The sequence below is a fragment of the Serratia sp. AR11 genome, from assembly GCF_056376275.1.
The window spans coordinates 514967-541103 of sequence record NZ_CM150739.1 but is presented as its reverse complement, the minus strand read 5'-3'; the positions used below and the strand labels follow the sequence as shown (position 1 = coordinate 541103).

Genomic DNA, 26137 nt, shown 5'->3' with positions numbered 1-26137 from the left:
TCATGTCTGATTCGACATTCCCGCAAGGGTTTTTATGGGGCGGCGCCTTGGCCGCCAACCAGTCTGAAGGTGGCTATCTGGAGGGCGGGAAAGGGCTGACCACGGTTGACATGATCCCGCATGGCCCCAACCGCATGCCGGTGAAGCTCGGCCTGGAGAAGCGCTTTACCCTGCGTGAAGACGAGTTTTACCCAAGCCACGACGCCATTGATTTTTACCACCGCTACCGCGACGACATTGCGCTGATGGCGGAGATGGGCTTTAGCGTATTCCGCACCTCCATCGCCTGGAGCCGGATTTACCCGAACGGCGACGAGCTGACGCCCAACCCGGAAGGCATCGCCTTCTACCGCAGCCTGTTCGAAGAGTGCCGCAAATACGGCATCGAGCCGCTGGTGACCCTGTGCCATTTCGACGTGCCGATGCACCTGGTGACCGAGTATGGCTCCTGGCGCAGCCGCAAGATGGTAGAGTTTTTCACCCGCTATGCCCGCACCTGTTTTGAAGCCTTCGACGGGCTGGTGAAATACTGGCTCACCTTCAACGAGATCAACATTGTGCTGCACAGCCCGTTTTCCGGCGCAGGACTAGTGTTTGAAGCAGGCGAGAACCCCGAGCAGGTAAAATACCAGGCCATACATCACGAACTGGTGGCCAGTGCGCTGGCGACGCGCATCGCGCACGAGGTGAACCCCGCCAACCAGGTGGGCTGCATGCTGGCCGGCGGCAATTTTTACCCCTGGTCCAGCAAGCCGGAAGACGTGTGGGCCGCGCTGGAGAAAGACCGCGAGAACCTGTTCTTTATCGATGTGCAGGCCCGCGGCGCCTACCCTTCTTACTCTGCCAGGGTATTCCGCGAGAAAGGCGTGAGCATCGCGATGGAAGAAGGCGACAGCGAGATCCTGAAGAACACCGTCGATTTTGTCTCCTTCAGCTATTACGCCTCGCGCTGCGCCTCTGCCGATATGAACGACAACAACAGCAGCGCCGCCAACGTGGTGAAATCCCTGACCAATCCGCATATTCCGCGCAGCGACTGGGGCTGGGGTATCGACCCACTGGGTTTGCGCATCACCATGAACATGATGTACGACCGTTACCAAAAACCACTGTTTCTGGTGGAAAACGGCCTGGGCGCTCACGACGAGTTCAATGCCGACGGCGAGATAGCCGACGATTACCGCATCAGCTACCTGCGGGAACACATCCGCGCCATGGCCGACGCCATCGCCGACGGCGTGCCGGTGATGGGCTACACCACCTGGGGCTGCATTGACCTGGTGGCGGCATCGACCGGGGAAATGAGCAAGCGCTATGGCCTGGTTTACGTCGACCGCGACGACAACGGCAACGGCACCCTCGCCCGTACCCGCAAGAAGTCTTTCTGGTGGTACAAACGAGTGATTGCCAGTAATGGGGCCGATTTGGGGTGATGGGGGTGGGTGCGATAAAGGTTGCTAAAGGCGATTGTTGCGAGCCGTATTCCAGACTGAGCAGTAAGCCCCTGTAATTCTGTACAGGCTGTTTTTTCGCCTTTCTGTCAGAGGTATAGTCTGTTGGCTGCGGCACATTCCGCAGCCGGAGTTAGCGTTCCGAATCCCCCAACCCTGCTCGAATATGGTATAAATTCGGGCATGCCGATGCGCACCCAAACAATGGTGGCTCGGGTGGTGCTTCCTCCGGGAAGGCCGGGATCCGTTGGGGCCGGTTACGCTAACTCCGCTCGAGCTACCACCCCGAGTTTAGCGTCTCTTCTGGTAGCGGTATTTCTCTCCCCAATGGAAATGACCGATATGGAAAACACCTCTCCAACAAGCACACCTGAAACAGCGCCAAGTACCCTCCCCCTCTATCGCCAACTGTTCAATCAGCTCGATCTCAGCACCCTAGACGCAACGCAACTCTTAGACCTTGCCGCCCTCTCCGCCGAGCAGGCCGAAGGACTCTGCCACGGCCTGATGCTGTTTGGTGACCTTATGCAAAAGCACCCGCAACCCGACGACACCCAGTGGGAACAGCTAACTCACTACCTCAACGCGACGGCTCACTTGGTGCCAGCACTTTGCAACCTCTATGGCCGTGCACTGCGTGAGATGGAGTGCCAGAGCTGATAAGTTAAAATAAAAGCCAAAATCAATAATAAGAACGGCATTAGTTTTGTGCCGTTCTTATCACTCCGGTAAATCTCATAGATCTGACTGACATATCACGATAAACACATTCACGAAGGTAGGCATTTCCCCCGTGGCCTGGCATAGTTAACGCATTCGATAAATCGATGAGTTAACTGCTGGGTGACGACGCATGGCCGCTGGCAGTACGCAAACGCATTGATCAGAATCTGTTCTGCAATGAGGGAAATGTTTTGGCTATTAAGATCGCGATGTTATCTTCTAAAGAGGCTGTTTTAGACGCAATCAAGGAATATAACAACCAAGGTTATGATAATTTCCTTAAAAAAAATAAAATTGAAAAAATAAGAACACACAAGGTCCGTTATAATAAATCTCTGTACGACATTAATGGGATCGCTACAGCAGCTTATATTCTCCAACTTGGAGAACCGTCAGAGAAAATAAAATTCAGTGTTGATTTAGAAATAATCATCCAAGCGTTTAAAAACCTTGGCTTCGAGGTGATTGAGACACCGCACCCTCTGCAGAAATTAGAAAAAGGTGAGCTTTACAAACGTAAAGACCTCCACGACCTCTATGGCGGGCAAGAGCAGGGCGGAATATCGACACCCAAAGAATTCCCCGTGATCTTCATTTTTACTGGCGAAGCTGGCGAAACTCATGGGTACAAAGACGGATGGTCTAACGACGACCATTTTTCCTACACGGGAGAAGGCCAAAACGGTGATATGGCGTTTACCAACGGTAATAAACATATCCGAGACCATAAAGATAATGGTAGGGATATACTTTTATTTGAATATAATAAAAAACGTACTGGCGTAAAATTTGTTGGATTGTTTGAGTGCGATTCATGGAATTACACCCAATGTCTAGATACCGAGAAAAAAATGAGGCAAGGGATCGTTTTTAATTTATTCCGGGTATCTTCCGCTCAAGACGTTGACAATGACACCACTACATCAGAAATAGACCAAAAGAAAGAAACGCTCGAGCAGCTACGTGCCAAGGCCATAAAATCATCCATGATGACGGGCCAGCGTAAAGAAAGTGACAGCAAAAATTCTTGGTTTAAACGCAGCGAGGACGTGAAAAAATACGTACTTCAACGCGCTAACGGCATCTGTGAGTCATGCGAACAACCCGCACCGTTCCAGAAAAAAAATGGCGACCCCTACTTGGAACCTCATCACACAAAACGCCTAGCCGATGAAGGCCCCGATCACCCCCAGTGGGTTGGTGCCATCTGCCCTACCTGCCACCGTCGGATCCATAGTGGGGTTGATGGGAAGACGCTGAATCAGACTTTGATGGTGAAGTTGGAGCTGAAAGAAGCCAATTTTAAATAGCCATTATTTAAAAACTATTTGAGCAGAAGTGTTTCAAGGGTGGTGTTTAAAGATCGGGGTCTAAAAAAGGATCATCTTTTCCCCACATCATCCTCTGCCCTTATTTTGCTGTGATTAGAAAACCGTTTTTGCAAACGACGAATATCATCACCACTGTTCCCGCCTGGCGGGTGAGTTTTTATGTTCGGCAGAGGCTTCCTCGGTTTCACATCCCGGAGAGGTAAGCTCTGATGAAAACACCATTTCAATACCCAGCACATTAAACACCCTAAACAGGCGTTCCAGACTGGCTGATGTAGGGTTTGACTCCAGGCGTGCATAGGTCTGCTGGGTTACGCCCAGCCTCTCAGAGACGTCTTTTTGCGTCAGGCCTTTTGCTTTACGAAAACCCACCAGTAAAGGACGTAGCTGGCTTAGTGTTTTTAACGGATAGACGGTATTCATAGATAGCGGCTCGCTGTCTTATCGCTGTGTACAGATTATAAGCTGTATTGTTCACATTACACCCCACAGGCTGTAAATGCAAAATACAGCTTATAGGGTGTTTAATTATAGATACAGCCTAAAGGCTGTTATCTTGGCTAAATTTATTCATAAAAAAATCCACGCCGAAACGTGGATTCAATTTCATAGCCAAGGCCAGGCATCGCTTTATTCGAAGTGAACTGCGGGGTTATCCGCCAGTGACACGAAATTCTTCGTATTTTTATCCAGCGTGCGGATCTCGCCACTTTCGATGTCGTACACCCAGCCGTGCAGGCGCAGGCCGTTGTTGCGCAGCCCCACGGCAACGGACGGGTGAGTCTTAATATTATTTAGCTGGGCGATGACGTTCTCTTCGACCATAGCGTTAACTTTGTCGATTTCGTTATCCCAGGTTTTCTTCTCTACCACCGCTTTGGCCGCGTCCGCATAGTGCAGCCAGTGGGCCACAGCAGGCATCGGGTCAAGGCACTGGCAAGAGGCTATCGCCTTCATGGCGCCACAGTTCGAGTGGCCGCAAATCACGATATCCGTGACGCCCAGTGCTACCACCGCGTATTCGATGGTCGCCGACACGCCGCCCGGTTCCGGGCCAAAGGAAGGGACGATGTTGCCTGCGTTACGGATAACGAAAAGCTGCCCCGGGTCTTGCTGAGTCACAAGCTCGGGCACCAGGCGGCTGTCAGAACACGAAATAAAAAGCGCTTTAGGGTTCTGGCTGGAGGCAAGGCTGCGGAAGAGTTCCTTACGCTGTGGGAAAATCTCTTTCTGGAAGCTGAGGAAACCTTCAATGATATGTTGCATAACACGCTCTCTGGATCGGTAGTATCGATAACATGATAATCATCACTCCCGGTTAGTCCAGCACCTCTTAGAAGGAAATGAACGTTCAAGGGACTGCGGAACCTGCCCGCAAAAGTGGCAATGACGAGTAGCGGCAACGCGGTTAAATTGGGGATAACCGCTCTCTGCGCATTCTTTAATTGAGGGGGTGACCGTGAACTCCCCCCACTTATTGAGCACGGATGGGTCGTTGCCCCTACCTTAATGGGTATATAACTACTGATTCAATTCCTGTAGCAGCCTGGTGTTGATATACAGCTTTTCACGGCCAACTCTCATTTCCTCCAGAATACCAATTTCTACCAGTTGCTTAAGATACGTTGATGCCGTCTGGCGCTTGGCTACACCGCGTTCCACAAGGTTATCGATCCGGCAATACGGCTGCGCAAAAAGCGCCTGGATAAGTTCATGGGTGTAAATTTTCGGCAACTTCTCGCGCACATATTCTGTGGTTTCTGCCATCAATGCCCGAACAATCGATATCTTGTCAGTCGTCCACCGAGACGTGTTCTCTATCGCCTCCAGCATAAACAAGATCCATGATTCCCAATCCCCCTCTTCTGTCACCCTGCGCAGGAGCATGTAGTAATCGTCACGCCGCTCCAGGATGAAGTGAGATAAATACAGAATAGGCAGCGAAAGCAGCCCAGTCTGAATCAAATACAAGATATTCAGGATACGGCCCGTTCGCCCGTTCCCGTCAGGAAAGGGATGAATACACTCAAACTGATAGTGCGCAATAGCCATTTTTACTAGTGGATCTAAATCATCATCGCCGTGTATGAATCGCTCCCAATTCGCCAGTAAGTTACAAATAACGTCTTCACCCACGGGGGGGGTGTACACAGCGTTTTTGTTCTGATCGCGCAATACCGTACCCGGCGTTTTCCTGATATCGGTTTGCACTGCGCGTAATTTGGTACAGATAGTTATCGCGGTGTTTGTACAGAGCGGATAAGCCTCGAGGTGGGTGTAGCCATCATAAAGTGCTGTACGATAGCGCAGCGCTTCCTTGGTGGCCGGATCTGCGCCATCTGCGCGATCTGCATACTGGAAGAGCTGATCGCTGGTAGTCACGATATTCTCAATGCGTGAAGAGTCTTTCGCTTCCAGCATAGGAAGGATATTTATCAGCAAACCTTGATCGGGGATCAGCTCACCTGCAGTTTTCAACTCTGCGATCGCTGCGCGCGCACTTATGCACGCTTTGAGTACATTGCGCGTTTCAACACGCTCCAGATCGGGCGGCAGTATCGGCAAATCGTTGTAAGGAGTTTCTGGATCCCAGTTCATATGTTTATAAAAACCGTTTTCATCGACATATAGCCATCTTATGTCGATGCCATAAACATGTCACGCCATCATGTTTAAAAAATTGCATTTTATCGATATATCAGCGGAACCTGTCGATACCCTGGATCTATCCCAGCCATATGTTTAAAAAAACGAATTTCATCGACACAGAGTCGGAATATGCCGCTGTCATAAACACGTTGGGGGATTAGGTTTGAAAAGGTCATTTTTATCGACCTATCTGGATATGCAGCGTAGCTTGCCTGCATAAATTGATTGCACTGCCGAGAGTTTTACTGCCCGTTGGGTTAACTCACTATAAAAATCAGGACATGGCCCGGGTGGATATCTTCGATTACATTGAAGTGTGCTACAGCCGTACCCGGCACCATAGCCATCTCGGTGGCGTCAGCCCTGAGGTCTTCGAAAAGGCCTCGCCGCGAGGACAGAAACTGTCTACCGGAACGGGGGCACTCCACCATGCCAAATTTCAGGCACAAAAAAACCACCTTTCGGTGGCTTCTTGTTCGCGCTGTACTAATGGTGCGAAGGCCGGACTCGCCAATCACTTTCAACCATCTGAATTATAAGTAAATAGATCAAGACACAACCACTATGTATACTCACTTATATACTCAATTGATTTTTACATAAAACAACATTAAATCAATAAGTTAGTGAATTTGTGGTTTTGAGATTTTACGTGATTTTTCTGAAGAAAAACAGATTTTAGAAATGCCTAGATTAGATGCTTTGCGCTAACATTCCGGGGTAGTGTTTCGCAATGATGTCATTCATCTTGTCGATTAGCTCTGGGCGCTTAAACGTCAAGTGCCCGGTACCCTTCTGGAAATATCTAATATTGAAGTAATCATCTTCATAAGACTGTTGGCTCGGGTGATCACGCACATGTTCCATGAGTCGGGTAGTAATATCGCCCCGGTTGTCAGGAATCGGTTTTCCGTCCAGCAAAAATAACATGCGCTCCAAATCGGCTAACTGGTCTCTACGCCAGCCCCAGTTAAGGCTGTAACCCCAGCGATTGTGAGTTACCAGATTATTGATGATGATCTTCTTTCCAAAACTGCACGGACTATTAGTTTTGTAATCCCACGATAGCCCTTTGAAGACGTTGATAATGCCACGCTCAAAGACATCCATTTTGTTGAGATGCAACTGCTCAAAGGTGCTGAGAATATTCGCTTCGCTGATGGCAGGAATATTCTCCCCCTCAAGGTTTTTGTTCCACTGGTCCCTTGCCTGGGCATCCATCAAACTGAGCATTCCCGATTTCTTCATCAAATCTCGCCATATACCGCGATCAAGATTGCAGGTAACCACCTTCATTGCCGTTTCTGCTTTCTCCATAAGCCAGCAGCCACAGCGAAAGTCTTGTCGCATGGCCCAGTCTCTTGCAACTCCACCGCCAATGCTGCTGGTGGTTGCCGAGATGCCTTCAAGCTGGCAGATAAGGGCTTCAGTCTGTGCCAGCGCTGCGTTACGTCCGGAAACGATCCGCTCGATATTGGTCGAGCAGATGAGTTCAGTATGGTCAGTAAGTACTTCATGTTCTGTTTGCATCATTAGTTTTCCATGAACAAAAACAAACACGCCTGCCGGGAATGGCTGGCGCATTATGCTGGTAGAGTTGAGACAAGAAAAATCAGGCGTTCAAATCAGGAATGCGGCTCGCAAGATTTAGATACTTAGCGATCCAGTCAGCTGTTTGTTGCCAATCAGAGAGGGGAATATCAGTATTTATCTGCCAGGTGGCAGGGCAATAGTAGTAAGCTAATAGAATAACCACCCTGACCAAAAAACCATAAGGCAGGTTATTGGTATTGCAGCGATAGTCGGCTGTTTGATGCATTCCGCGAGTCAGTATAAATGCATCCCCTGCCTGCTGGCGGGCTCCACTTCCGTTAAACGAAATGACGCCTAGACCAATTAAACTATCGTCAAACCGTAGCGACGTATTACCTGAATGCTCGCAAATGGTCAGGCTGAGATGGCCTGTGGTTTGCGATTGCGTTCTTATGTAGCGATAAGCGGAAGTCACGGCCCTGCATAGATCCAGCCACGCGTCTGGTTCAGCTTCCTGAACCTGTTTGATACGATATAATCCAGTATTGGAAGAAGTGTTATCGTTCATGGCCTCTCCCCTTTTGTCTGAGAAAATATTCCGGTAGCCCGCCGCGCACGTAGAACATCGACGACGTTGAGGTAAGGCTCTTCCCAGGAAAAACCATCGCGGTCTGTCCGAATCAGTGCATAGCGTTCAACCTGGAAATTCACCGCATCTGCCAGCGAGATCCCCGCATCGATATGCTCCTGTATAACCCGGCTTTCACTGAACGGCGTATCGTTTAGCGTCAGGCCGTAATGTTGCTGGAACAGATATGCCAGCAGAGTTTGCCAGGCTTCAGTCGGTGTCACTGCTTTAGAAATTGAAGTCATCAGACTATATCCTCACAGCCAGCCGCGTTCGGCGAAAGATATCGATTCACCGTTTCCGATGACGACATGATCCAGCACCTTGATACCCATCAGAGTTGATGCTTCGATCAAGCGTTCTGTCACGGAACGGTCTGCACTGCTGGGCTCTGCAGTTCCCGATGGGTGGTTGTGTGCAAAAACCACAGCGGCCGCGTTGTGGCCTAAGGCACATTTGATGATTTCCCTTGGATAAACAGAGGTGGCGTTGATGGTGCCCAATGACGTCGTTTCACTGGCAATGAGGCGGTGCTGAGCATCCAGATACAGCACCATAAACACCTCGCGTTCGAGTTGCTCCAGTTGCAGACGCAGGTACTGCAACGTCTCAGCGCTGGAGTTGAAGCCAATGGGTTTCTGTTTCATCTACTTTTCAAGCAAGGTCAGCGCCATCTGGATAACGCGCTGGTGGGTTTGATATTGCATGTGGCTAACTCCAATAAAAAAGAAAAGCCGCTATCCGGTGAAATAGCAGCCTTATCGGGATGACATTCAGTGAATTTAAAATAGATAAGAGAAGGATCAGGAGGCCAGCTCCAGCATGTTTTCAGCCATAACCCAAAGGGCGCGGTTGAGCTTCACATCGCCATCGATACCTTTCACGGCGCGAGTGTGGGCACGCTTGCCTTTGGTCGTTCTCCCCAACAGTCCACCTTTGATCAGGTTTTCCTGGATACGCTGATATGTGGTCCAGAGATCGGTACTTTCATCCTGCCAGCGACGAGCACTGAGAATTTGTGATTCGGTCACTGGCTGATGCTCCTCGCCAAAGCGATAGGTTAACGCAGCCTTTGCCAGCGCTTGTTGTGCAGGTGGCGGTAACAACAGAGATTGCATGGCGTCGCGTTTCTCCTCTACCCGATCAAATATCCCCAATACTTCGTATGCTCCCTCGATAACCTTCTCCACCACGTTGCCTTTATGTGGCACGCGCACTTCCCCAAAACTCTCACCGCAAATCAACCCATTTTGGCAAACTGACCTGAAGAGCCCCGGCAGCATCTGATACGAGCTGGAGCCGTCGTGGGAATTGAGGAGGATTATTTCCGGCACCTGATGCCCGGTGATTTGTCCGGTGCGGCGCAGGCGCAGCATATGCTTGGTATGCTCGCGTTTATTTGGGTCACGTACGCGGGTTTGACAGGCAAAGAACGGCTGGAAGCCTTCACGCTGCAGGTTGTCTAAAAGTGAAATAGTCGGGATATGCGTATATCGCTCACTGCGCGACTCGTGTTTCTCTTCGCTGAATACGCTGGGAACGTAATGCGCAAGTTCATCACGGGTTAACGGACGATCGCGGCGAACGAGATTGACCGCACCAAAGCGGCTGGCTAATTTCATGATTAAATCCTTATCTGGTAGAAAAAGAAAAGGGCTGCCCCTCCCGAAGGAGGAACAGCCCTGTCAGTGCAGTAATGTATGACTGGCTATGTATTTACCGGTGGAGGTTTTGGACCCGTTTTATCCAGGCTGTAATACCACTGTTATTTCCAGTTGAAGGTAAAGGCACCTTTACTGGTTTGTACGCTTAGCTCCAGAGGACGACATTGCGTGAAGTTGCTGTTACTGGGTGTGGTAAAGGACAGCGTCTGACCGTACCCCAGACGTTTGTTCACATTCTGTCCCCTCCCCGACATTGAAATCAGACAGTTACCCCGGTTCAGGGTGATTGACTGGATAGTGATGTCATTTTCAAGGCTGGTCAGCGTCAGTTGCCAGACTGGAAAATTAACTTTCGGGAGATAAGTTTCCTTCGCATTAACAGACAGCGGTGCATTATCCGCCAGCGCAGGAAGCGCTAGAGCAAGCAACATGGTGGTAAGCAGGGTTTTAAACATCATTAAAATTCCTTAATAACAACGGTTTGTATTCTGACGCATAGGCCAGATTCAGCATCAGATGCCATCAGCCTGGGCAACCCCGTCATCCGCCAATGCGTGGCTGATGTTGTTCATCACCGTATGAGGGTCGAGTTTTATCTCTGCCAGCAGTTTTCCGGTTTCCGGAGCGCCCTTAAATACATAAAGTGAAGCTACTGGAGCACCCTCATCGTTTGTTCCAGCTGAAATCTGATAGCTTGTGCCGCTATTTTGCACGGTAAATTCCTGAATACTGATGGCCTGATTACTCTGGTACGCGTAAGTGGTGCTGGCCGCTGGAACAGTGATATCCATCTCTTTATACGTAGCGCCGGTCTTGCCAAACGAATACAACACTGACGGGGTGAGGATACAAATCTCCACCTCTTTTTTATGGTTGGCCGTCTGCGCATAAAAGACCGGTTTTGCACAGCGCTGATTTTCAGCCTGAGCAGCGTTCATGCATGACAGCAACAAGCCGGTGCTTAACAGCAGAGCGCTGGCGATACTTTTTAATTGACTTGTCATTTTCATTCCCCCAGTTCGGGTAATACGACATAAATATCCCTGACCCTGACTTCAATGGTCATTGGCTCCTTGTTGCCGGTGTTCATCAGTGCCTGAGCCCGATAAAAACGCCCGCTGACCTCTTCCTTTAAATCCGTTACGCGAACACAACGTTCATCAATGCCTTCCCGTTGCATGATCTGGGTAACAGTAGAACAAGCGCTCTGTGCAAGTTGTTCGGTGCCCGACTGCTTTTTAAAATGATTACCGGCCACGGCTGACAATACGGTACAAATCAGCCAAACCTGTAACAAACGCCAGGGTTTCCCCTGACGCTCGTCACGTTGTCGCAGATAAACCATCGGTAATAGGAAATATAAAAATGAAGGTGCGCGTTTTTCTTGTTTCATCAAAATGAGTCGGTCGAGCAGCACCCAAATAAGGGAGAGCACCATATACAGGCCAAGGGCAATCTCTTTAGGAAAGAAAATGGCGAAGGGTACCCAGAGTATTGGAAGGCCAATGGACAAACACCAGGCGTAGGTGTCTTGCTTGAGAAACGGATAAGGTTTCAACATAGAGAAATATTCCTTTATTAATAATCAATTAGAAAATGTTGGGATTAAACGACCTCCCCAGCGAGGGGATCGTATCGGGATGTAAAGAGGAGGGATAATCGTTAGTGAAGATCAATAAATCGAAACCGATCGTTGAAACCTATCGACAATAACGATCAAAAATAACAATTCAATAGCCTCGGGCTATTATTATTTTATGTTCGATCGGCGAAACAGATCGAACGCGTGAGCTGCTGACCGTGAGAAATCAGAACAGGAGATACCAGACGGCACGGACAACAGAAAGCAGCCTTTGGCGAAGCCGTTTAAACTGACGGACCAACACACCAGTGGTTTGCATTGCACAGAGCGCATCATCGAAAATATGGCCAACTCCACGGGCAAAGTTGTCCTGCGCTGTGTTGATAACATTCTTCGTACGATACTCAGGCTCAAGCTGACGGGTAACCGCACTGCTGGCGTTATCCGGCAAAGCACGAATGAAGGTTTCGGCCCAGAGGAGCATATTGAACCCCTCCGACGCCGATACGGCCAGAACTGGATGCTGGGTGGAAAACAGTGCATTGACCTGCGCTATTTTTAGCTGCAGGTGCTGTTGCTGAAGTAAAGAAGGTTGGTGAGTGACGAGATCCCATTCCCGGCAAGGCTCTATTTTATCGGCCTGGTTGAGGACGAATAGAAAACGGGCGGGGTCTGCCCCTTGAGAAATCAATTGATTATAGCAACGGATATCATCATTCCACGCCCGGTCATCAGCTTTCAGCACCCAGATAATCAAGTCCAGTTTATCCAGCCAATGTTGATATAACCGTTTATAAATGCGGTCACGTTCTGGCGTTTCACCTATTCCAGGAAAGTCCACAATGAGTAAGGCATACGGCGCAAGGCTCAGTTGATAACGCCCTACCTGTCGGGTACACCCCTTGACTGCGCTGACTTTGGCGGGTGGCGGAGTAAATAGGGTATTGCAGAGGCTGGATTTACCCACACCGGTTTTACCCATAATGGCAATCGTTGGCTCGTAATGAATGCACTGATGTATATGTTTGAGAATGGCAAGAGAGAGGTATTCAGGGAAAAAGGATAGTGGTTGTGTCAAGGCAGCGATGCCTTGTTCGGTTTTATCTGGCACATTAACCTCCGTGATTTGAAATTACAAAACGGCAGAAAAATCTGCTGCCGTTCTCATGGAGATAATATAGGTCTGAATATTTATGGAGCGAAAGGCTATGATATTCTTTTGAATTTCACATCTCTGGGATGAATATGCACCATGTAATTTACAGATTCCAAACCAGTATCGCTGTTTATATCGATGTAATGAAAATCCTTATATTCATCCGTAATGTAATCCAGCTTGTATAAAGAAACCCCAACAAAATACCCTCCCGAACGAGAAGTAGATGCGTTATCTATTAAAACCAACCGTTCATATTTCATGTTACCCCAACCATTTACGGCTACATCCTTGAACTGTTTAAATTTGACCTGAAGAAGGTCAAGCCGACTATTCATTGCATCATTAATGAAAAGTGGTAATGCATGCAACTCAGGTCGAATTTTAAATATGATGGAACCATGGTCATCACGATAATACCGAACTACTGCTTTCTTAACGAATAAATGAAGAATATCTGGTGTGCCACCAAGCTGACCAATGATGATTGGCACCCTACTGTTAACATACTCTTTCAGTGACTCTCGGATTAGTTTTTTTAATTCATCACTAACATTAGCCCCCAAAGTTCCAGACTGAGTATGCCTCGTAAATTTTACATCAGGGGCTGCATATTGATAATCAGGTAGCACTATTGACCTGGCATTTAACGTAACCAGCTTATCTGATGTGTACCCTTCTTTCGGCACCGACAAGGTGTGATGGAGAATACGTGTTAAATTCCGCTTTTGTATCTTCACTTCGTCTGTGTTTGTATCTGCGCGTAATCCCTCCAGAAAAAAAGTATCCGTTGCATCAGACCTGAGGCTGGCGATAACGATTTTCTGCACAAGTCCTGAAAGTGTGAGATCCGTCTTTTGAGCTAGTTTTTTTAGAGCACTGTAGAGCGACTTGGATGGGAGATTAACGGTTATCCGGTTATTACTGGGCATTTTTACCTCTCAAGGTGCAGCACCTTTTCAATCCAAAATAGTACAGCACTTTTCATAACATGTTGATATATTAATATAGATATTCTAACACACACAAGAAAGATACTCGACTCCTCTGCCCCCCTTTACTGTAGCCAGTGCAAACCTTTCGCTGTTTTAAGTATTTTTTTACTGGGCTTTGTATTGCATGGAAGACTTAGCCATTTCGCCCTGCTCACAACCTCTCTTGCCGATTACTGCGTCAGAAATCCTCCGATCGTTGTTCTGGCAAACCAACTTAGGCTTTGCAATACAGAAAGAGGCTATACGTTCTTCAGTTAAAAATTACTGTAGGCCCTAACGCTTTTTGATCCACTTCAGACAGCATTCAGACAACGTATAAACGCAAGAGGAATATGAGCTAAATCCCTCGAAAAGTTCAACGATAACTCGGGAGTGATTTCAGCAGGTTTACAGACTCGTCGAAGCCTGATTTTGGCGAATCCTTCTACTATTGCAAACTGCCTTTATCCACTCGCCCTTGTCTCCGTATTGTTAATAATGGAGATCAAGTCATCTAAAGATATAGGGGTATGAATAGAGCTATTAGTACGACATAACCACCTGTATGCACTTGAGTACTGTCAGTACAAGAGAGGCTGACACTCAGTAGAAAATTACCAGAGATCCGATGAACTGAACTCAATCAGCTAAGGACTCAACGTAATGAACAAAAAGAAATCAGATAAATGCACGCCTAATGAATACTATGTCAAAAGGATCAGCGAAACGGTAGATAAAGCCCTTGCGGACTATCCCCGTGTGATGGCTGTCAGATTTGACCTTCGCTTCCCCGACGAAGAAGAAAGGATGGACTGCCCTACACGCTATTACGACGCTCCCGATGTTATTTCCAACTTTATTGCCTCAGTGAAATCCCAGATTAAAGAGGACGTTAAGCGCAAGAGAAAAGCAGGTAAGACAACGCTGACCTGTAAGGTAAGGTTCGTATGGGTGCGGGAACTCAATCAGGATGAAACAAAGCACCACTATCACGTTCTTTTGCTACTTAACAAGGATGCCTATCCCTGGCCTGGTAAAATACAAACAGAACCGATGTTTAATTTTTACAGCATCTATCAAATCGTGATTAACGCCTGGATCCGGGCAATTAAACGTGATGACCATGAAAAAAACCATCATGGGCTTATCCATCTTCCTATCAGGGGGTTTTATTCTTTAAATCGTAATAAACCTCACTTTGAGACTGACTGCCAAGCATTAACCCAAAGAGCGATGTATCTGGCTAAAGAATTTAGTAAAGACCACTCAGACAGCAGGCGTAATCTAGGTTGTTCTCAAGGGTAAATGTCAAGACAGTATTTTATTACTCGCATGTGGATGTTGAGAAGGAGAAAGTGCCAACGGTTAATCATACCTGTACGGCACATCTCCATACCTCTCAACCTTCCATATGGAGACCGTCATTATGACAACTCAGAATAATTTACCCTTCCAGCACAACAACGAGCTTGTCGATATGGCATTCATCACCACCTATACCAAAATGACGGATAAGTGGTTCTACAAACTTATTCAGGATGGTGCTTTCCCTAAGCCTATCAAGCTCGGGCGCAGCTCCCGCTGGCTCAAAAGCGAAGTGGAAACCTGGATGCAGCAGCGTATTGCGCAGTCCCGCTCGTAATCCCCAACTCAGCCATTTACTGCTAAATCACCGCCCATCCATCTGAACTGAATCATTCCATCATACGCACACAGCCAGCCTGCCCATACAGGGACGGCTTTCGCCTACGTGCTGTCTGGCGGTAAGGAACAACATCATGTATGCCAAATCTTTTATTGCCCATGCTTCACGTGGGCGGTTGACCTCTGCAGTCACCGTCAAAGCGTACCCCTTACGACCGTTAAGCCTGCCATCTGTGAAGGCTGACTGGTGTTGCATGGAATGCGTTCAGTATTACTAAGGAGAACGCTATTGATCCCGTTGCCATAGCGGTTCCAACAGCACAGAGGGACCGGCGAGGCTTTCCCTATCGTGGAAACCCGGAGCAGAGAGAGTTACATGCGTATGATGAAGTGTTATATCGCGAATACCTCCGCAGGACGATTTGTGACAGCTAAAGAGGCTACCAGTACGGAAGGTGACACTTTGAGCTGCACCGCCTGCGGGTGTCGATTGTTACTTAATGTTGGCACACTAGTTGAGGAAGCTTGGTTTGAGCATGACCAGCAGACCATAGCCCAAGATGTACTCATCAACTGCGCGCTTCTTGCCCCGGAAGTGAAAGCTGAAGCTCGGCATAAAAGCTGCGCAATATGCTCAACGGACTAGATGCAATGTGATGACGATGTTCTGGTACTGCGTGTGGTGCGGTGACCATTATCAGGGCATTAAGCGCTGTTACAAGTGTCAGGCCGGTATCTACAGCATCTAAGAAGTGAACTGGCAGAAAAACTACTGCTGCAGTACCGGAGATTTGTAAGAGACGCTTGCATTGGTATGAAGCGAGCGGTTAATGAGCCTATATTTCTAGCGGCTCATTAACCGCCACAGGTTATAAAATAACCCAAGGAAATATGTGTGACATTAAAGTGACATGCTGGATTTTGCCGTTCCCCTAGTTTGTCACAGTCAGCAGCACCGCGTCAGTTTCTGGAAACAGTATCCGCTTCATGCATCAACTTATCTACCAGTGGTTTAAAGAAGGATGGGAGAGGGAGCGGCTCACCCTCCTCATCCACATTGTTACAGTCAAACCATACTCCGTTCTCATGCGCGATAAAGAACGTTTCCTCTTCACTTACTGTAAGCTCGATACATGGCCATGCATCACCATAGACCGAGTGATAGGTCACGGCAGTGAAAGGCGCGTTTCCATCCTCTCTGCGAAGAAGGGCCAACAACCTTTTCGAGAGCACCCAACTGTGCAGCTCCCGGAAATAGCCGCGAAGGTTTGTCTTACTTAGCAGATACACTTGGTTATCTAACTTGTCGATAATTCTTTCCGAACAATAGCGAATGGTCTCAGGGTCTTTCACGACCAGTTCACGCCAGCCGCCTGGGTTTGCTTCCTGAATAATTTCTCGGAGCGTATTTGACATATCTTCTTTTTTATTTAGCTTATCCAGCAGCTCAATAAACACGCTTTTCTCTGTCACCCTCAGCCAGTTCTCATTACGCTCACGCCAAGACTGATGCGAAGGCAGGCAAAATGTGTATCGTTGTCCTTTCTGCCATATCAGATAGTCTCCCAGTGACAGCAGCGCACGTTCAAGTAGGTGCTCGTAGTTATGCAGAACCTTTTCGTTAAGGACCCAATAGGTTTTCTCTGTCAGAGATATAAATCGGGTAAGATCGTAACCGCTATTCTCAGCAGTTTTGGCCCCCTTGAGCAGCCCCCTTATGCGACCTTTAAGATGAGGATGAGATTCTGCCCGAATTAAGGCAGGCTCCCATGCACTATCCAGAATAATCAGCTTTGCTTTAAGGGCTTCTTCATCCCACTGCTCGTTAAAACCCAGTCGAACTTCAACTGTACGAAGACAGCTGTATATGTCATCAGCATAGGGGGCCAATTCATCAAGTGAACGAATAATCCCCACTGCAACTTGATTACTGTCAATACGCATGGTGTAAAGGAAGTTATCGGTTACACGGCTCCATTGAGAGTGCTGCTCAGCGAAGCGGACATCGATGGACGATCTCTTGGCAGTAATAAATGCACAGAGTGCATAAAAACGGCATGCTCCGAGTAAGTCAGAGCCCGTCAGAAATTCCATCAGCAAGCTACGGTGTTCACGGGTTGCGTGCGAAGAGCAAAGAAAATCTAGTATGGATGAGATGATCTGAATGTTCCTAGGGTTGAAGGTATCCCTCGCTTCAAATTCTGAGGAACTAAAACCTTCACGGGTGCTTCTCAGGGTGTTGAACCAAGCCGTATTTAGATTTGCCAACAGATATGCAGGTTCAGATGACTGACTGCATTCAAGAAGAAACGCCATCCGCTTAAAAAAGCGTAGAAAGAGGGTATCAAAGCTTTCGATCCTTTTTTTGCTCAGGCTCCAGAACATATCGGTCCAGGCCTGATCGATTTTCTCACCAAAGGTCACAGCACCGGGCTGCTGGCTCATTCTGCCTGAAAGCCAGGCTTTGAAATTTTCGAAATCAGTAAGCGATTTTCCTCGCGAATTCATTTTGATATAGAGATCGTCAGAAAGTCCAAATGAGGACAGGTTCAGATACTGGAATACCACTGGCCGGGAGTCAGAACTGCATAGTTTTGCATAAAGCTCACTCGGCACGTCACCGAAGCATGATTGAATCGCATTGAGCATCGTCAGGCTGGCGGAGACCGTAGGGTCCTGAAGCCAGGAGTGATAAAACCAGCTGCTATCCGTTATCTGCTCCCGAAGAGTGGGGGCATTCTCCGCAAACTTTAGGCCACTGTTGTCGGCTCGCACCAGAGCATGGAAAAACTCCGTTGCGGCAGTGCGGGTCTGATAGGTGAAACGGGATTTGCCCTGATAAGTGAATCGTTCACTGAAATCAGCATATTTCGACTCTTTGTTCGCCAGATACCAGTGCAGCAGGAAGAGAGTCGTAAGGCGCTGCTGACCATCTAGGACCGAAAGGGTAGGACTCTCCTCAGCGCTGAGGTTTCCATAAATAAAATCGAGATCGAGCGGCAGTGCATCAACAGGAGCTGTTAGTGCTTGGCTGATCGAATGGAGAAACTGATCGCGAATTTCCCAAGCCTCCTCGCGACCCTGAGCATAATCACGCTGTATGATAGGGATCTCAACGTTGCTGACTTCGCTGAATAAGCTGGCGAATGTGATGGTTTTACCTTGTTGCATACGTTGCTCCATCAAAAAATACGGTCAGCGCATCTGTAATTGCGCGTCGGTAGCTATCCTGATCCTGAGCATTCCAGAAAGTCATATCGTGGACGTTACTACTGTAATATTTGAGAAATACATTTCGTGTACCGGGAGGAACAAATGTTGATGCCTTGTCCGCTTCAATAATGCGATTCCGCTTAACCGGAAAGATGGCATTGCGGTAGCTTCTATTAGTTGACTGATCTAAAAGCGTAAGGTTTCCAATGCTGTCATCCCTATCCTGTTGCGGCATACGGCTGTACTCATTCAGAACATCGCTGAAATAGGCTTCAAATTTTTCACTGTCAAAGGGCTCCTCCTGAAGCAACGCCCCCGCACGATCAAAGAGTAGATGCTTTGCTGACCGGGTAGTGTCTGATTCCTCTTCCACTATATCGAAAGGCCGGAAATGCTCTCGCATCACTTCCGTCCAGGCCTTCTGACCGCTGATATTTTCCGGCATTTGCGAGCTGACTGAAGTAATGTGCTCAATGTCCCAGGCGTCGAGTTTGTAATGCCGGAACGGGAAACAGGTAGAGGATGTTTTGTTCGTCAACAAAATGGCAATATTGAAAAGCAGAAGCACGGGACGCAGCGACCGCTCCGGATAGGTCAGCGCGGATAGCGCGGCGTCAATCTGAGTGCTACGCTCGGTTCGCTCCCTGCTCAACGAGCCCACGAGTCCCGGCAGAGCAATGCGCAGAATCCTTTTCTTTAGTCCGGTAATGAATTCTGACTTTTTCTCGCAGCTTTCAGATTCGCTGATGAGCTGTGGAATGACGCTCTCACTATTATTGATAAGATAGCCGACAAGATGATAAGTCACGCGCCCACGGTACCATTCATCCAGCAACATAAAGCGCTGTTTAATAAGCTGCCACACTTTTTCTATGCGATCCTGGTCCTGATGCATTTCCTCCAGGTAATGGGCGAACGACAGGAAGATGTAGTGTGGATCCTGACGGGAAATACCTGACTTTAATGAATCTGCAACCAAGCCAAGTATAAACTCTATGCGGTTACTCTCACGGGTATGGTTACTGATGAAATACCAGAAGTCTTCCTGCTGAAGGCGGCGCTCCGTTTCATCCCACTCCTGCGCAATTCTGAGCTGATTAAAGCGAACGCTGAGTTCGGTCGCCTGACTGAAATTTCCGGCATTGAGCAGCAGTGCTTTGACCAGCTCTGCGTTGGTTAGCGGGATTTTTCCACGATTAAGCCGGGAAAAGACCTCCGTCACATTTGCCTGATCGCTTAGCTGATACCAGATCACTTTTACATTTTTACCGGCCTCATCATCATTCAGCAGAGTCTGCAAAAAGCTGAACTTATAGACAGGCGGTCGTGAACTGAACCATGCGTCTATTGCTTCCCGAGCCTGATTCATATGATAAAAATCAATATTATCATCTGCGTGATCGCTATTGATATTGCTAAGGAAACTTGCACTCTCAGGGCGGGTTTCGTAGCGCAGAGAGTACCCTGAATGTCCAAGCATAGCGGCAATGTCTTTCAGATAATGAAGGATAATGCAGATAGTTGTCAGGCGCTGCTGACCATCAACCAATTCCCATTCTTCGCCACACTGCTTAATAACAACAGGCTGTAGGCAGTAGAAGGCTTTGCGGGAACTTGACTCGCTGTTTTTCTGAAATTCCGCGATGTCATCCAGCAGATCTGTTACCTGCCTTGGCGTCCAGCGATAGCCCCGCTGGTATGAAGGTATGAAAAAACGCTGTTTCATCAAGTCGCTAATTGGCCTAAGGAGAAGTTCATTGCTCGTGGTCATGTGCCTCCCTGCATGCCTGATTTTTCCGGCCGCATGTTAAGTAGTTTAAGTCAGTTATAACAGTAATAATTAACGTTAACAGTCCGATATTCTAAACGCAGGGTCTTTGGCCTGCTTCGCTTTTTGCAAATGGTGCGCAGCGGTACATCATCTTTTTCCCAGAGAAGGTAAACCGCCGGAAACAACAATCCTGCGTCCGCCATGACCTGCCCCCAGGATTAGATACAACGCTCACTTAGTAATGTCGGATCCTTCACTATCAGAATTACCCTTTCTCCAGGCCGCCGCAAATTCAGACGGCGTCTGATAATTCAGCGCGGAGTGCGGGCGGCACTCATTATAATCCTGACGCCATTCACTGATGGTTTTCCTGGCATGACTGACGTCACTGAACCAGTGTTCATTCAGGCATTCATCGCGAAAGCGTCCGTTAAAACTCTCAATAAATCCGTTCTGTGTCGGCTTGCCGGGCTGGATAAGTCGCAGCTCCACGCCATGCTCAAAGGCCCATTGATCGAGTGCGAGGCAGGTAAATTCCGGGCCCTGATCCGTTCTTATCGTCGCCGGATAGCCGCGAAACAGCGCAATGCTGTCCAGAATACGCGTGACCTGCACGCCTGAAATCCCAAAGGCAACAGTGACCGTCAGGCATTCCTTCGTGAAGTCGTCTACGCAGGTAAGGCACTTGATCCTGCGACCGGTGGCCAATGCGTCCATGACGAAATCCATCGACCAGGTCAGATTGGGCGCCGCCGGACGGAGCAGCGGCAGACGTTCTGTTGCCAGCCCTTTACGACGTCTTCTGCGTTTTACGCCCAGGCCACTGAGGTGATAAAGCCTGTACACGCGCTTATGATTAACATGCAGCCCTTCACGGCGCAGCAACTGCCAGATGCGACGGTAGCCAAAACGCCTGCGCTCCAGTGCCAACTCAGTGATGCGCCCTGATAAATGCGCATCTGCAGCCGGGCGCTGAGCCTCATAGCGGCAGGTCGACAGGGATAAACCCGTGAGCCTGCAGGCAAGACGTTGCGACAGACCGGTCGCATCACATATCAACATCACGGCTTCCCGCTTCTGGTCTGTCGTCAGTACTTTCGCCCAAGAGCCACCTGAAGCGCCTCTTTATCCAGCATGGCTTCGGCAAGCAGCTTCTTGAGTCTGGCGTTCTCTTCCTCAAGCGACTTCAGGCGCTTAACCTCAGGCACCTCCATACCGCCATACTTCTTACGCCAGGTGTAAAACGTGGCATCGGAAATGGCGTGCTTGCGGCAGAGTTCACGGGCGGATACCCCGGCTTCAGCCTCGCGGAGAATACTGATGATCTGTTGGTCGGAAAAACGCTTCTTCATGGGGATGTCCTCACGTGGCTTATGAAGACATTACTAACATCGGGGTGTACTAATCAACTGGGAGCAGGTCACATCGCACGCCATTATGTTTAGCTTGTCATTATCATCCTAGCCATCCCATCCAAACGCTTCTTGGTTTTCTCCCAGTCAGGCATTACCTGCCCCATGAGCCGGTTGAAGCGGCTTAATCGTAAGACCCTCGGATACTCAAAATCACCAGAAATGCATGATAAAATTATCGGTACATTCATTGAGCGTGAGCACTACCTGCAATGACCCGATCTACGCATTGAATACGCGACCAATTAATTGGCTTGCCACTGTCGTAGCCGTTTCGATCAAGTGATCAAAATTGGTTGTGAAAATACAAGGAATGCGCCCTGTCGTTAGAAGAGATCCAATGACCTTGTGCGCAAACGACGGGGAACCTTGCTTCACCGCATTTTCAATATATAAACGGCGCTCTTCCTGAGTGGAATAAACCGCCTCAAAAGCAGCAGCATATTCAGTCGGATCTCCTGAAGGGGGGAGTACTGGGTGAGTTTTGAAAAAAAGATTGATTCTATCGACCCAAAGAGAGTCATTGGCATCGACTTCTTGCGTTTTTAAGCCGGTTAACTGACAGAATAATCGCTTCTTAAAGTCCAACATAATCGAATAACCGGTTGGAATTCCAGCAGATGCAGACGCTCCAGCTCCAAGAAACCATGCAAATCTTTCTGGTTTCAAAGCGAGGGTATTAACAAACTGAAGTCCCGTCAAAGTTTGACTCATCTGCGGTCCCCCTTCGCGTAGGTTATATAGGTTACGTTATAAGCTGACTTAGAATGGATACTAACAGTATCAATTTAATGAATTTAATCTATAGCTGCTATACCAAAGCTCGCGTATATCTCACAAAAATTGAGTGATAACCTGTGATAACATCCACAGATATCTTGTTGTATCCATTGCATAAGGCAACGATTTAATGGAGCAGTCTCGCAATTTTGAAATGCTACGCAGTAAGTGGCCTGATTTAGCAAGCCTTGCGACCGCAGCAGAACAGTACGTCCATTCCGATCCAGAAAGTTGCTTGGTTAAACTACGTAACTATGACGAACAGATTGTCCGTTGGATCTACCGACAGGAACGTCTACCTGAAGGTTTCAAAGCTAGTTTGTATGATCTGATGAATGCTTCTGTATTTACCAGCATCATGCCTGAAGCAATTGTGATGAAAATGGACGCTCTGCGCATTCATGGTAATCGTGCAGCTCACGGAAGCACCATTAAAGCTCAGGATGCATACTGGTTATTAAAAGAAGCATTTCTGTTAGGACTATGGCTTTACGTTCGTTACGCTCAGGGGAATGTTGATGACTGCCAACCTTTTGCTCTACCTCCATTGTCTGATGCTCTAAATACTTCAGTTAATCTTACAGAACAGCAAAAACGTTTAGATACGGCGATCAAAGATCTTGATAGTGCTCGCGAGCGGGAAATTGCGCTTCAGCGCGCATTGCAAAAAGAGCATGAAAAAACAGAAGTACTTGAACAACGTCTACATGAAGTAAAAGATCGTAACCAGCAAGTTGCTGACATTCTATCACTGGATGAAGCTGAAACTCGCCGCCATCTGATTGACTCGCGCCTCATTGCTGCAGGCTGGGATGTAGCTCCTGACGCTGCCAATACTGAACAGGTGTCTCAGGAGCATCCTGTTAAAGAACAACCAACGACATCCGGAAAAGGATTTGCAGATTATGTACTGTGGGATGATAGCCACAAACCGATTGCCGTAGTTGAAGCAAAAAAAACTAAAGTCAGTCCAGATAAAGGTCGTACACAAGCCAGACTATATGCTGATTGGCTAGAGAAAGAATACGGGCAACGCCCTGTTATTTTTTATACCAATGGCTACGATATTTATCTGTGGGATGACCATAAAACACAGGGCTACCCACCACGTAAAGTATTCGGTTTCTACAGTAAAGAAAGCCTGCAATATCTGATTCAACAACGCGAGACCCGCCTACCACTGAATGAGGTTCCCCACGCCAGAGACAGCAAAGGTGAGCTAGTCGCTGGCCGCTTGTATCAACAAGAGACCCTAGCGAGGGTGAGTGAACGTTTTACCCAGAAATATCGTCAGTCGCTCATTGTACAGGCTACTGGCACGGGGAAAACTCGAGTTGCCATCGCTTTGAGTAAACTGATGATTGATGCCCGCTGGGTAAAGCGCGTGTTATTCCTTTGCGACCGAAAAGAGCTGCGTAAGCAGGCAGGTAACGCGTTTAAACAATATATCAGCGACCCTATGTATGTGGTTGGCGTATCCCCAAAGAAAGATATGCTCAATGCCCGTGTCTACATCGCGACCTATCCGGGGATGATGAACATCATGGATCGTTTTGATGTTGGTTACTTCGATCTCATTATCGCTGATGAATCACATCGTTCCATCTATAACGTATACGGAGATTTGTTTAAATACTTTGATGCGTTACAGGTAGGCCTGACAGCAACCCCTATTGATATGGTCAGTAAAACCACCTTTGGGTTGTTTGGCTGCGAAGGACGCATTCCTACGGCAAACTACAGTCTCGAAGATGCAATAGCAGACAACAATCTGGTGCCCTATGAAGTGGTCACCCACACGACACAGTTTTTACGTGAGGGAATCAGGCGCGATAATTTAAGCAATGCTCAGATACGTGAACTAGAAGAACAGAATATAGATCCCAATACACTGGAATTTGATAGCAAAGCCATCGACGATCGGGTCTATAACCGAGACACTAACAGGCTGATTTTACGTAATCTGATGGAAAAAGGCCTGAAAGATAAAGACGGGCAGCTTCCTGGCAAATCGATCATTTTCGCCAGGGGGCACAACCACGCCATCTTGTTGAGAGATCTGTTTGATGAGATGTATCCGCAGTTTGCTGGTCGATTTTGCCAGGTTATTGATAATCAGGAAGTCAGAGCGGAACAACTGATCGAGGATTTCAAAGGGTTGGATGAAAGTTGCAACAAAGAGCTTATCATCGCTATTTCGGTTGATATGTTAGATACCGGTATTGATGTACCGGAAATCGTCAATCTGGTTTTCGCAAAACCGGTTAAATCAAAAGTGAAGTTCTGGCAGATGATTGGCCGTGGGACACGTCTCGCTAAAGGTCTATACGGTGTTGATGAGAATGGAAAATCACTGGATAAAGAGAAATTCCGCATATTTGATCATTGGGGCAATTTCGAGTATCACGAACTTAATACCGAAGAAGCCGAGGTTACAGCCAGCAAGCCCCTAGCACAGAAACGTTTTGAGGCATGGATTGAGCTAGGCCGGGCGGCATTACGAAAGTTTGATAAACAAGCAGTTAATCGCGTTGCGGCACAGCTATTGGTACAAATTAATGCTCTGGATGATAACTCCATATCAGTGCAAGAAAGATGGCAGCAAAAAGCACAATGCAGCGATGAAAAGCTTTTGCAGCAATTTGCCCCACAGACCCAACAGATATTACTGGATTTTATTGCACCACTGATGCAATGGGTTGATGTACGCGGCCAAAGTGACGCCATGCGTTTCGATATGGACATGCTAACTGCACAAACTGCCCGCTACACCAACGTAGAAGAGCTGGATGTGCTATGGCCTACCGTAGTTGAAAAGCTAGAAAGGCTCCCCCCTCATTTAGTGCAGGTACAGCAACAAGGGGCTCGCATAAACAATTTGCGAGAACTTTCCTGGTGGAAACAAGCTAGTTTTGATGATTTCGAAGATATGCGTATTCATCTGCGTGGCATCATGCATCTGATGGAAAAAGAAGTCATACCGTCAGTTGGAACGCTTACGGTAGATATTACTGAGGATGTAACTCAGATAGAAACCGCCATCAGGAAAACACAAGTTCGAACTGTAGATTTCAGACTTTGGCGTCAACAGGTTCAGGGGGCACTGGAACCATTATTCCAGCAAAACCCCGTACTCAAGAAAATCAGACATGGTGAACCAGTCACACCTGAAGAACTGGACGAATTGGCAAAACTGGTGCTAATCCAAAACCCCAATGTCGATATTCGCGATCTGAAAAGCTTCTTTCCACAGGCAACTGCCAGTCTGGATAAGCTTTTACGCACGATTATCGGTATGGATGGGCAAGCAGTTGCTGAACGCTTCGCTATGTTTGCATCTGAAAATCACCTTAACAGCCAGCAGATTCGTTTCCTGGAAATGCTCAAAAACCATATCCGTGATTACGGTACTATCGAGATGAAACAGCTCTTCGAACAGCCATTTACCCAGATACATGGCGAGGGTGTCACTGGAATCTTCCCTGATATGCAGCAGATCGTGACATTGCAAAAAATCGTAGAAGAGTTGGGTGTAGTCATTCCGTCACCGGCGCTATAATGCTCCCTTTCAAGCCTCGTACATCCCGGGGCTTTCTCTTATCAGAGCTGCCATCGGTAGCGATAAA

At 47.9% G+C, this 26137-nt stretch carries 25 protein-coding genes and 2 pseudogenes; 10 read left to right on the top strand and 17 right to left on the bottom strand.

Annotated elements, in window-relative coordinates; all coding sequences use genetic code 11:
* The first annotated feature begins 2 nt into the window (after positions 1 to 2).
* The 3 genes from ACSOSI_RS02525 (at position 3) to ACSOSI_RS02515 (ending at position 3484) form a co-directional block, all read left to right on the top strand.
* Positions 3 to 1433: a 6-phospho-beta-glucosidase gene (locus ACSOSI_RS02525; RefSeq protein WP_261138673.1), complete on the top strand. Its 1431-nt coding sequence runs from the start codon at positions 3 to 5 to the stop codon at positions 1431 to 1433.
* A 345-nt stretch (positions 1434 to 1778) separates the two neighbouring features.
* Positions 1779 to 2111 carry a hypothetical protein gene (locus ACSOSI_RS02520; protein ID WP_476706501.1) on the top strand — a complete coding sequence of 111 codons (333 nt, stop codon included), beginning with the start codon at positions 1779 to 1781 and terminating at the stop codon, positions 2109 to 2111.
* 254 nt (positions 2112 to 2365) lie between these two features.
* Complete coding sequence (locus ACSOSI_RS02515; protein ID WP_476706500.1) at positions 2366 to 3484, top strand: HNH endonuclease; 1119 nt, start codon at positions 2366 to 2368, stop codon at positions 3482 to 3484.
* Positions 3485 to 3631: 147 nt separating this feature from the next.
* On the opposite strand, the gene ACSOSI_RS02510 is transcribed toward ACSOSI_RS02515, so the two are convergent.
* The 3 genes from ACSOSI_RS02510 to fic all read right to left on the bottom strand — a co-directional run bounded on the left by ACSOSI_RS02510 (position 3632) and on the right by fic (position 6103).
* Positions 3632 to 3928: a helix-turn-helix transcriptional regulator gene (locus ACSOSI_RS02510; protein WP_112363070.1), complete on the bottom strand. Its 297-nt coding sequence runs from the start codon at positions 3926 to 3928 to the stop codon at positions 3632 to 3634.
* Between the two features lie 207 nt (positions 3929 to 4135).
* A complete protein-coding gene (locus tag ACSOSI_RS02505) occupies positions 4136 to 4771 on the bottom strand; it encodes a carbonic anhydrase (protein ID WP_012005022.1) in 636 nt (211 codons plus the stop codon).
* Positions 4772 to 5026: 255 nt separating this feature from the next.
* Complete coding sequence (gene fic, locus ACSOSI_RS02500; RefSeq protein ID WP_476706499.1) at positions 5027 to 6103, bottom strand: protein adenylyltransferase Fic; 1077 nt, start codon at positions 6101 to 6103, stop codon at positions 5027 to 5029.
* A gap of 317 nt (positions 6104 to 6420) precedes the next feature.
* Here fic and ACSOSI_RS02495 point away from each other — a divergent pair.
* Positions 6421 to 6543: pseudogene (locus tag ACSOSI_RS02495) on the top strand (IS3 family transposase); the annotation flags it as partial.
* A gap of 304 nt (positions 6544 to 6847) precedes the next feature.
* Here ACSOSI_RS02495 and ACSOSI_RS02490 read toward each other — a convergent pair.
* The 10 genes from ACSOSI_RS02490 to ACSOSI_RS02445 all read right to left on the bottom strand — a co-directional run bounded on the left by ACSOSI_RS02490 (position 6848) and on the right by ACSOSI_RS02445 (position 13649).
* Entirely contained in the window at positions 6848 to 7684 is an 837-nt protein-coding gene (locus tag ACSOSI_RS02490) for a DUF4942 domain-containing protein (RefSeq protein ID WP_476707240.1), read from the bottom strand.
* An 82-nt stretch (positions 7685 to 7766) separates the two neighbouring features.
* Entirely contained in the window at positions 7767 to 8255 is a 489-nt protein-coding gene (locus ACSOSI_RS02485; protein ID WP_476706498.1) for a hypothetical protein, read from the bottom strand.
* Positions 8252 to 8560: a TA system toxin CbtA family protein gene (locus ACSOSI_RS02480; RefSeq protein WP_476706497.1), complete on the bottom strand. Its 309-nt coding sequence runs from the start codon at positions 8558 to 8560 to the stop codon at positions 8252 to 8254. The genes ACSOSI_RS02485 and ACSOSI_RS02480 overlap by 4 nt, the downstream gene beginning before the upstream one ends.
* 12 nt (positions 8561 to 8572) lie before the next feature.
* The gene (gene radC / locus ACSOSI_RS02475) at positions 8573 to 8962 is read right to left on the bottom strand and encodes a RadC family protein (protein WP_476706496.1); all 390 of its coding nucleotides are present in this window, start codon (positions 8960 to 8962) and stop codon (positions 8573 to 8575) included.
* Between the two features lie 156 nt (positions 8963 to 9118).
* A complete protein-coding gene (locus ACSOSI_RS02470; RefSeq protein WP_476707239.1) occupies positions 9119 to 9940 on the bottom strand; it encodes a DUF932 domain-containing protein in 822 nt (273 codons plus the stop codon).
* A gap of 140 nt (positions 9941 to 10080) precedes the next feature.
* Positions 10081 to 10437 (bottom strand): hypothetical protein, encoded by a 357-nt coding sequence (locus tag ACSOSI_RS02465; protein WP_476706495.1) that lies wholly within the window; start codon positions 10435 to 10437, stop codon positions 10081 to 10083.
* A 54-nt stretch (positions 10438 to 10491) separates the two neighbouring features.
* A complete protein-coding gene (locus ACSOSI_RS02460; RefSeq protein ID WP_476706494.1) occupies positions 10492 to 10983 on the bottom strand; it encodes a hypothetical protein in 492 nt (163 codons plus the stop codon).
* Positions 10984 to 10985: 2 nt separating this feature from the next.
* Positions 10986 to 11540, bottom strand: a complete 555-nt coding sequence (locus ACSOSI_RS02455) for a hypothetical protein (protein ID WP_476706493.1) — start codon at positions 11538 to 11540, stop codon at positions 10986 to 10988.
* 247 nt (positions 11541 to 11787) lie between these two features.
* Positions 11788 to 12672: a GTPase family protein gene (locus ACSOSI_RS02450; RefSeq protein ID WP_476706492.1), complete on the bottom strand. Its 885-nt coding sequence runs from the start codon at positions 12670 to 12672 to the stop codon at positions 11788 to 11790.
* Positions 12673 to 12767: 95 nt separating this feature from the next.
* Positions 12768 to 13649, bottom strand: a complete 882-nt coding sequence (locus ACSOSI_RS02445; RefSeq protein WP_476706491.1) for a hypothetical protein — start codon at positions 13647 to 13649, stop codon at positions 12768 to 12770.
* A 705-nt stretch (positions 13650 to 14354) separates the two neighbouring features.
* On the opposite strand from ACSOSI_RS02445, the gene ACSOSI_RS02440 reads away from it, so the two are divergent.
* The 4 genes from ACSOSI_RS02440 (at position 14355) to ACSOSI_RS02425 (ending at position 16084) form a co-directional block, all read left to right on the top strand.
* Positions 14355 to 14996, top strand: coding sequence for an inovirus Gp2 family protein (locus ACSOSI_RS02440; protein WP_476706490.1), 642 nt, complete (start codon positions 14355 to 14357; stop codon positions 14994 to 14996).
* Positions 14997 to 15117: 121 nt separating this feature from the next.
* Entirely contained in the window at positions 15118 to 15333 is a 216-nt protein-coding gene (locus tag ACSOSI_RS02435) for a helix-turn-helix transcriptional regulator (protein ID WP_414062454.1), read from the top strand.
* A gap of 378 nt (positions 15334 to 15711) precedes the next feature.
* The gene (locus tag ACSOSI_RS02430) at positions 15712 to 15981 is read left to right on the top strand and encodes a DUF7828 domain-containing protein (protein WP_476706489.1); all 270 of its coding nucleotides are present in this window, start codon (positions 15712 to 15714) and stop codon (positions 15979 to 15981) included.
* A 10-nt stretch (positions 15982 to 15991) separates the two neighbouring features.
* Positions 15992 to 16084, top strand: coding sequence for a putative zinc ribbon protein (locus ACSOSI_RS02425; protein ID WP_476706488.1), 93 nt, complete (start codon positions 15992 to 15994; stop codon positions 16082 to 16084).
* A 211-nt stretch (positions 16085 to 16295) separates the two neighbouring features.
* Here the strand turns inward: ACSOSI_RS02425 and ACSOSI_RS02420 are convergent, their stop codons facing one another.
* The 3 genes from ACSOSI_RS02420 to ACSOSI_RS02410 form a co-directional block, all read right to left on the bottom strand.
* Entirely contained in the window at positions 16296 to 18506 is a 2211-nt protein-coding gene (locus ACSOSI_RS02420; RefSeq protein WP_476706487.1) for a DUF262 domain-containing protein, read from the bottom strand.
* Complete coding sequence (locus ACSOSI_RS02415) at positions 18493 to 20319, bottom strand: DUF262 domain-containing protein (RefSeq protein WP_476706486.1); 1827 nt, start codon at positions 20317 to 20319, stop codon at positions 18493 to 18495. The genes ACSOSI_RS02420 and ACSOSI_RS02415 overlap by 14 nt, the downstream gene beginning before the upstream one ends.
* A gap of 231 nt (positions 20320 to 20550) precedes the next feature.
* Positions 20551 to 21671, bottom strand: a protein-coding gene (locus tag ACSOSI_RS02410) for an IS3 family transposase (protein WP_476706485.1) whose coding sequence is annotated in 2 segments (ribosomal slippage) — positions 20551 to 21413 and positions 21413 to 21671 — 1122 coding nt in all. Because the reading frame shifts where the segments join, the coding sequence is not laid out codon by codon here.
* Positions 21672 to 21839: 168 nt separating this feature from the next.
* Between ACSOSI_RS02410 and ACSOSI_RS02405 the strand changes: the two are divergent.
* Positions 21840 to 21947: pseudogene (locus tag ACSOSI_RS02405) on the top strand (IS1 family transposase); the annotation flags it as partial.
* A gap of 6 nt (positions 21948 to 21953) precedes the next feature.
* Here the strand turns inward: ACSOSI_RS02405 and ACSOSI_RS02400 are convergent.
* Positions 21954 to 22445, bottom strand: a complete 492-nt coding sequence (locus tag ACSOSI_RS02400; protein WP_476706484.1) for an SIR2 family protein — start codon at positions 22443 to 22445, stop codon at positions 21954 to 21956.
* 196 nt (positions 22446 to 22641) lie between these two features.
* On the opposite strand from ACSOSI_RS02400, the gene ACSOSI_RS02395 reads away from it, so the two are divergent.
* Positions 22642 to 26070, top strand: a complete 3429-nt coding sequence (locus ACSOSI_RS02395; protein ID WP_476706483.1) for a DEAD/DEAH box helicase family protein — start codon at positions 22642 to 22644, stop codon at positions 26068 to 26070.
* Positions 26071 to 26137 lie beyond the last annotated feature (67 nt).